This window comes from Nostocoides australiense Ben110 (genome assembly GCF_001050535.1).
Classification (GTDB): domain Bacteria; phylum Actinomycetota; class Actinomycetes; order Actinomycetales; family Dermatophilaceae; genus Nostocoides_A; species Nostocoides_A australiense.
In genome coordinates, this window is record NZ_HG764815.1 from 2689542 (window position 1) to 2696209 (window position 6668).

The following is a 6668-nucleotide window of genomic DNA, read 5'->3' on the forward strand; positions in this document are numbered from 1 at the left end:
CCACTGCCGCACCGAGGCAACGACCCAGTCCATCTCCGGCACCAGCAATACGGATCGACGCTTCGGAGGACCGCCACGCGAACTCTTGCCCCATCTCACGAACAGACAGCCCGCCTTGCCGTACTCGGGCACCTTGGGGTTGCCGTGGAGATCGGCGAGGTCAAGGCCCCAGAGCTCGCGGCGTCGAAGCCCAAAGGCATACACCACCTTGAGGACGATGGCGTCACGCTGCGCGGCGATCGCGCCTTTCCGGCCTCGGCAACGAATGCTCTCCACGAGACCGTCAGCGGCGTCGAATAGTGCCTGAACCTCGTCGTAGGTGAGTGGGCGGCGTCCGGGGTCGCCTTCGTAAGGCGTGGTGTGGTGGTAGCTGTTCCACTCGGTGACGACCTGGGTCGGGGCAGACCCGAACTCGTCCTTGCATCGGCTTACCCACTCGTAGTCCGCGCTCGTGACGTACTCCAGGAAGATTCGCAAGGCTGCTTGGTAGCCGCGGATCGTCGTCGGTCGAGCCCCGACCAGGCTGGTGACGAAGGCTTCGAACTCGGTTGCTGTCCACTGCCATGGGTACTGGTTGGTGTACTCCGCGAAGCGCCTCACGACAGCCAGCCGGCCCTCGATCGTCGAGGCCTTCAACTGCCGCGACCTCTGTTGAGCGGCCCACCCTTCCTGCATCGCGTCGAAGACGATGCGCTCGGGATCCACAGAAGGGGCAACCCCGGGGAATCGTCCCGCAACAACGTTCGTCACTGTTGCATTATATGCATCATTGATGCGGATGGATCACCCAAGGCCTGCGGGCCAAGCGTCGCGCCCCTGCTCTCGCTAGCTGTCCAGGGCCTGCCAGTCCTCCAGTGCTCTGATGACGACTGGCAGGTATCGCTGGACCTGTTCGCGATCGCTCTCCTGTTCTCCCTCCGGGAGGTTGACAAACGGCGTCTCGATCTGCCGCTCCCACCTTGCGACAAGATCTGGTGGGATGACGAGGGACCCATCGTCACGTCGTTGGCAGTGGGCATGGACGTAGCGTTGCCAGTGGGCCCATCGCTCGTGCTCGATCGAGGCGAGCCGATCGAGGATCCTCTTGCTCTCGAGGACCTGTCGGATCCTGTCGCTCTCGGACATTAGATGAGCTCTTGGTTGACTAGTCCCCAGTAATGCTGACCAAGGACGGTCAGTTCGCAAGCCTTTGAGTTCATCGCTGCGTGCCACATGTGCTTCTCCCCAACGGGCCGTACGAGGTTGACCTTTGCGAGTTCCTGCAAGATCGCGAAATCTGCGTTCTTCAGGGGATCCGGCAGCGGAGTGCCCGGGGGCTCGCTCCCATTACGCTCGGGCTCGTAGGACGGATCCAACGGGAGTTCCAACGCCGGGTCCTGAAACAGCTCGGTCAGCCTCTGCAAAGCTGTCAATGCGATCGGAGCTTCTGCCTTTCGCAGTGAAACGAAGCGCTCAACGTTGGTCTTGAAGACCGGCCGCTGGGCCCAAGGCCCTAGCGATTGATCGACATGTGCGTACACACTGCCCGGCGTAACCTCACCAACCAGGTTAGCCGCGGCACCGCTGAGAGCATCCACGAGGAGGTTGGTGAACACCCCAGAACCATTCGATTCCAGTGAATACTGTTTCGCCGTTGACGCGGTGAGAATCGTCACGCCGTCCTTGATCTCGGCAAACGCGGGAGAAATCGGATTGTTCCCCGCTCCTCCGCTGTGGCAGCAGTCGAGGATGATGACCTTGTTCTCCGCCGGGGACTGACTGGCCAACGTCATCACATCGCTGAGGGCGAGTCCGTCATGGCCGTCAGCACAGTCGCTAGGGCACAGGAATCCGCCCGTGCTGTCGATATAGCCGTGGCCCGAGAAGTAGAACAGCGCGATGTCGGCCTTGTCCCGAAACAGTTCCTGGACGGATTCGCGCAACTCGGTTCGCGACACGGCACTATCCTCGCTCGTCGCCACAAGCAACTTGGGCTGAGTGAAGTTCGTGGTCCCGTCGGCGTGCCGGTCCAGGACCCCCTTGACATTGTGCGCGTCATTGGCTGCTCCGTGCAGCGATACTATCGACTCGTAGTAGTCGATCCCCACGATGAGTGCCTTACGCATAGCTCAGAGCGAGTCGATGAAATTCGCCACGTTAGCGTCGGTCCATTCGACGGTTTGGACGCCCGCCAGCGCAGTCCGGTCATTGGAGTAGATCCAGATGCCTCGGATCTTCTTCCCCTCCTCCTTGGCGCACTGGATCTCCCACTTCTGACCAGATGACGTGAGCGAGTTCTTACTGACCAAAGCCACAATTCCGTCGGAGCGGCGAATCCGGGTGCGGACCTTTTCTTTCCACTCAGTGTCGTACGGCTTCTTGACCGACATGTCGATGAACTCGTAGGGGTGGCGCGGGTGCAGGGATTGTCCCTTGAAGAGGTCCCGCATCCTCTCGTCTTCGATCGCGAACGCGACGAATACAACCTTCTTGTCGGTCATGATTACTCTCCCATCGCGGCTAGGGCGTGAATGGCCCCGCAAGTTACTTCGGTTGAACAGGGCTCGATCGACTGTAACCTCGTCACGAGATGTTGGGGCCGCCCGCTGGACGAGCGGCCCCAACGTTGCATCCGTTGAATATGGCTCGCTTTCAGCTGCAGCCGCTGGTGGAGCCGCAGCCCTCGCAGACGTAGCAGGAGCCCGCGGGGCGCATCTTGGTGCCGCAGGTCATGCACATCGGGGCGTCGGCGGCCTTGCTGTTGCCGAACTTGGCGAGCAGGTCGGCCGAGGAGTGCACGTCGGCGTCGACCTTGCGGGCCGAGGCGGCGCCGGAGCCGGACTGGACCTTGGTGGCGTCGAGGTCCTTGTCGTGGTGCGGGCTCTGCTTGGGCTCGGCGGTCTTCTTCGGAGCCTGAGCACCGACGCCCTCCTGCATGATCTCCATCTCGTCCTCGATGTCCTCCTCGGACTCCTCATCCACGGGGGCGTAGGAGCCGGTCTCGAGCTGGCGAGCGCGCTCCTCGGCGGTGTAGATGCCGTAGTAGGAGCGGGTCTCGAAGTCGAGGTGGTCGAGCGCGAGCCGGCGGAAGACGTAGTCCATGAGGGACTGGCCCATCCGCACGTCCGGGTCGTCGGTCATGCCGGCCGGCTCGAAGCGCATGTTGGTGAACTTCTCCACCCAGGTCTCGAGCGGCACGCCATACTGCAACGCCACGGAGATCGCGATCGAGAAAGCATCCATCACCCCCGCGAGGGTGGAGCCCTGCTTGCCGAACTTGAGGAAGACCTCACCGAGGCGGCCGTCCTCATACGTCGAGGCGGTCATATAGCCCTCCGCCCCGCCGATCGCGAAGGAGGTGGTTCTCGAGTTGCGGCGCTTGGGCAAGCGCTCGCGGACCGGGCGGTATTCGACGACCTTCTCGACGGGCGCCGCCGCGGCGGCCTCCTTGTCCTTGGCCGTGGATCCGGCATCGGACAGCGGCTGGCCGACCTTGCAGTTGTCGCGGTAGACCGCCAGCGCCTTCAGGCCCATCTTCCAGCCCTGGACGTAGACATCCTCGATCTCCTCCACCGACGCGCTTTCCGGCAGGTTGACCGTCTTGGAGATGGCGCCGGACAGGAACGGCTGGACGGCCGCCATCATCCGCACGTGACCCATCGCCGAGATGGCCCGCTCACCCATGGCCGTGTCGAAGACCTCGTAGTGCTCGGTCTTCAGACCGGGCGCGCCGACGACGTGGCCCTTGTCGGCGATGAACTCGACGATCGCCTCGACGGTCTCCTCGGCATACCCGAGCTTGCGCAGGGCTCGCGGAATCGTCAGGTTGACGATTTGCATCGACCCGCCACCGACGAGCTTCTTGAATTTGACCAGCGAGAAATCTGGCTCGATTCCCGTTGTGTCGCAATCCATCATGAAGCCGATGGTTCCCGTCGGTGCGAGAACGCTGGCTTGCGCATTGCGGAAGCCATTCCTTTCCCCGAGCGTTAGCACGTCATCCCAGGCCCTAGTGGCGAGCTTGTGGATGTCGGCGTCCATCGTGTGGCGGGTCCGGACTGCGTCGTTGGCGGCCTGGTGCTTGCGCATCACGCGCTTGTGGGCGTCGGCGTTGCGAGCGTACCCGGCATACGGACCGACGACGCCGGCCATCTCCGCCGATCGCTTGTATGCCGCGCCGGTCAGCAGCGAGGTGATGCTGGCCGCGAGTGCCCGGCCGCCTTCGCTGTCATACCCGTGACCGGTCGCCATGAGCAGCGCGCCGAGGTTGGCGTAGCCGATGCCCAGCTGGCGATAGTCGACCGTGGTCTTGCCGATCGGCTCGGTCGGGAAGTCGGCGAAGCAAATGGAGATATCCATTGCGGTTATGACCAATTCGACAACCTTTTGGAAAGTGGATGCGTCGAATGTGTCATCCTCGCGAAGGAACTTGAGCAAATTGAGCGACGCCAAATTGCAGGATGAATTGTCGAGCGACATATATTCCGAGCAAGGATTAGATGCCGTGATCCGGCCCGTCTCGGGGTTGGTGTGCCACGCGTTGATCGTGTCGTCGTACTGCATGCCCGGGTCGGCGCACTCCCACGCGGCCTCGGAGATCTTGCGCATCAGCTCGCGGGCGTCGACGGACTCGACGACGGAGCCGTCCAGGCGCGAGGTGAGGTTGAATTCGGTGCCCTCTTCGACGGCGCGCATGAACTCGTCGGTGACGCGGACGGAGTTGTTGGCGTTCTGGTACTGGACCGAGACGATGTCCTTGCCGCCGAGGTCCATGTCGAAGCCAGCATCACGCAGTGCGCGGATCTTGTCCTCTTCGCGGGCCTTGGTCTCGACGAACTCGACGATGTCGGGGTGGTCGACGTCGAGGACGACCATCTTGGCGGCACGACGGGTCGCGCCACCGGACTTGATGGTGCCGGCGGAGGCGTCGGCGCCCCGCATGAACGAGACCGGGCCGGACGCCGTGCCACCGGAGGAGAGCAACTCCTTGGAGGAGCGGATGCGCGAGAGGTTCAAGCCGGCGCCCGAGCCCCCCTGGAAGATCTTCCCCTCCTCCTTGTACCAGTTCAGGATGCTGTCCATCGAGTCGTCGACCGAGAGGATGAAGCAGGCGCTGACCTGTTGCGGTGAGGGGGTGCCGACGTTGAACCACACCGGCGAGTTGAACGAGAACACCTGGTGCAGAAGGGCATAGGTGAGCTCGTGCTCGAAGACCTCGGCGTCCTGCTCGGTCGCGAAGTAGCCGTGCTGCTTGCCGGCCTTGGTGTAGGTCAGCACCACCCGGTCGATGAGCTGGCGCAGGCTGCGCTCGCGCGCCTCGGTGCCGACCGCGCCACGGAAGTACTTGGTCGTCACGATGGTCGAGGCGTTGACCGACCAGAAGTCGGGGAACTCGACGCCGCGCTGCTCGAAGATCGTCTCGCCCGTCTTCCAGTTCTGCTGGACGACATCCCGGCTCTCCCACGTCACCTCGTCATAGGGGTGCACGCCGGCGGTGGTGAAGATGCGCTCCACCTTCAGACCTTTGGCCTTGCCGGATCGTGCGGCGTTCGAGCGAGCGGTCTCGGTCATATATCCCTCTCCTGGGGTGACTGTGCGGGTGGTGCGGTGGGGTTGTGGTCACCGGATGCCGGCCGTGGCGGTTCGGCCGGCACCCGGGAGTCCTAAGGGGCCGGTATGCGGTCCGGTCGCCCGTCCGGGGCAGCCGCCTCGCGCTCGGCGCGAAGCAGGGTGATGGCGCTCTCGAAGTCCTCAAGGGACTCGAAGGCTTGGTAGACGCTGGCGAAGCGCAGGTAGGCGACTTCGTCGAGTTCGCGCAGCGGCCCGAGAATCGCCATTCCCACTTCGTGGGCGTCGACCTCGGCGTTGCCCGCGGCGCGCACGCCCTCCTCGACCCGCTGAGCGAGGACGGCGAGTTGGTCCTCGGTGACCGGGCGGCCCTGGCAGGCCTTGCGGACCCCGGCGAGGACCTTGGCCCGGCTGAACGGTTCGCTGGCGCCGGAGCGCTTGAGCACGGTCAGGCCCGCGGTCTCGATGGTGGTGAACCGTCGCCCGCAATCCGGGCACTGGCGGCGCCGGCGGATCTGGGCGCCGTCGTCACTGGTCCGGCTGTCGACGACCCGGGAGTCGGTGTGACGGCAGAAAGGACAGTGCACGGCCAACTCCGATCGGTGTGGTGGGGACGAATCCGGGGACAACGTGGGGACAACGTGTGAGTAACTTCCCTCGCATGTGCACTACATGTGGAAGAACTACATCGGTGTAACCACTACATGTAGGACTCTATGCCCGGGTCGGCACTAACGCAAGACCTATGCGTGTCGTCCGCGTGTCCGGCGTGTCGGTGCCGTGAACAGCTGCGCGTGGGCGCGCTCAGCGGGCGGGAATCACGAGCCGCTGACCGGCCTGGACGTGCTCGCTGGAAAGGCCGTTGGCGATCTGGATCGCCGCCACGCCGTCGCCGATCACTCGACCCGGCAGGTAGCTCTCCGCGAGTCCGGAGAGCGTCTGGCCGGACTCCACCACGACGATCCGCTCGCCGGAGACCGGTCCGCCGAACGGTCCGACGCCGGCGGCGGACGCCGCGAGGACCGAGGTGCCGAGGAGCACGGCGGCGGCCATCAGCGTGATCGCCAAGCGGCCGAGACGCGTGAGCTTGACGACGCCGGCGGCACGCCCGCCTCGTGCCG

6 protein-coding genes and 1 pseudogene are annotated in these 6668 nt (G+C 64.2%); all 7 read right to left on the reverse strand.

Annotated elements, in window-relative coordinates:
- Window positions 1–705 (reverse strand): annotated as a pseudogene (locus tag BN11_RS23795) (site-specific integrase); the annotation flags it as partial.
- Between the two features lie 120 nt (window positions 706–825).
- Window positions 826–1125 carry a hypothetical protein gene (locus BN11_RS12960; RefSeq protein WP_048698326.1) on the reverse strand — a complete coding sequence of 100 codons (300 nt, stop codon included), beginning with the start codon at window positions 1123–1125 and terminating at the stop codon, window positions 826–828.
- Window positions 1125–2105: a caspase family protein gene (locus BN11_RS12965; RefSeq protein ID WP_048698327.1), complete on the reverse strand. Its 981-nt coding sequence runs from the start codon at window positions 2103–2105 to the stop codon at window positions 1125–1127. The genes BN11_RS12960 and BN11_RS12965 overlap by 1 nt, the downstream gene beginning before the upstream one ends.
- Window positions 2106–2108: 3 nt before the next feature.
- Entirely contained in the window at window positions 2109–2480 is a 372-nt protein-coding gene (locus BN11_RS12970) for a TIR domain-containing protein (RefSeq protein WP_048698329.1), read from the reverse strand.
- A 151-nt stretch (window positions 2481–2631) separates the two neighbouring features.
- Window positions 2632–5550, reverse strand: a complete 2919-nt coding sequence (locus BN11_RS12975; RefSeq protein ID WP_048698332.1) for a vitamin B12-dependent ribonucleotide reductase — start codon at window positions 5548–5550, stop codon at window positions 2632–2634.
- A gap of 92 nt (window positions 5551–5642) precedes the next feature.
- Window positions 5643–6134: a transcriptional regulator NrdR gene (gene nrdR / locus BN11_RS12980; protein WP_048698334.1), complete on the reverse strand. Its 492-nt coding sequence runs from the start codon at window positions 6132–6134 to the stop codon at window positions 5643–5645.
- Window positions 6135–6351: 217 nt separating this feature from the next.
- Window positions 6352–6668, reverse strand: a 317-nt coding sequence (locus tag BN11_RS12985; protein WP_048698336.1) for a LysM peptidoglycan-binding domain-containing protein, incomplete at its 5' end; no start/stop codon positions are given.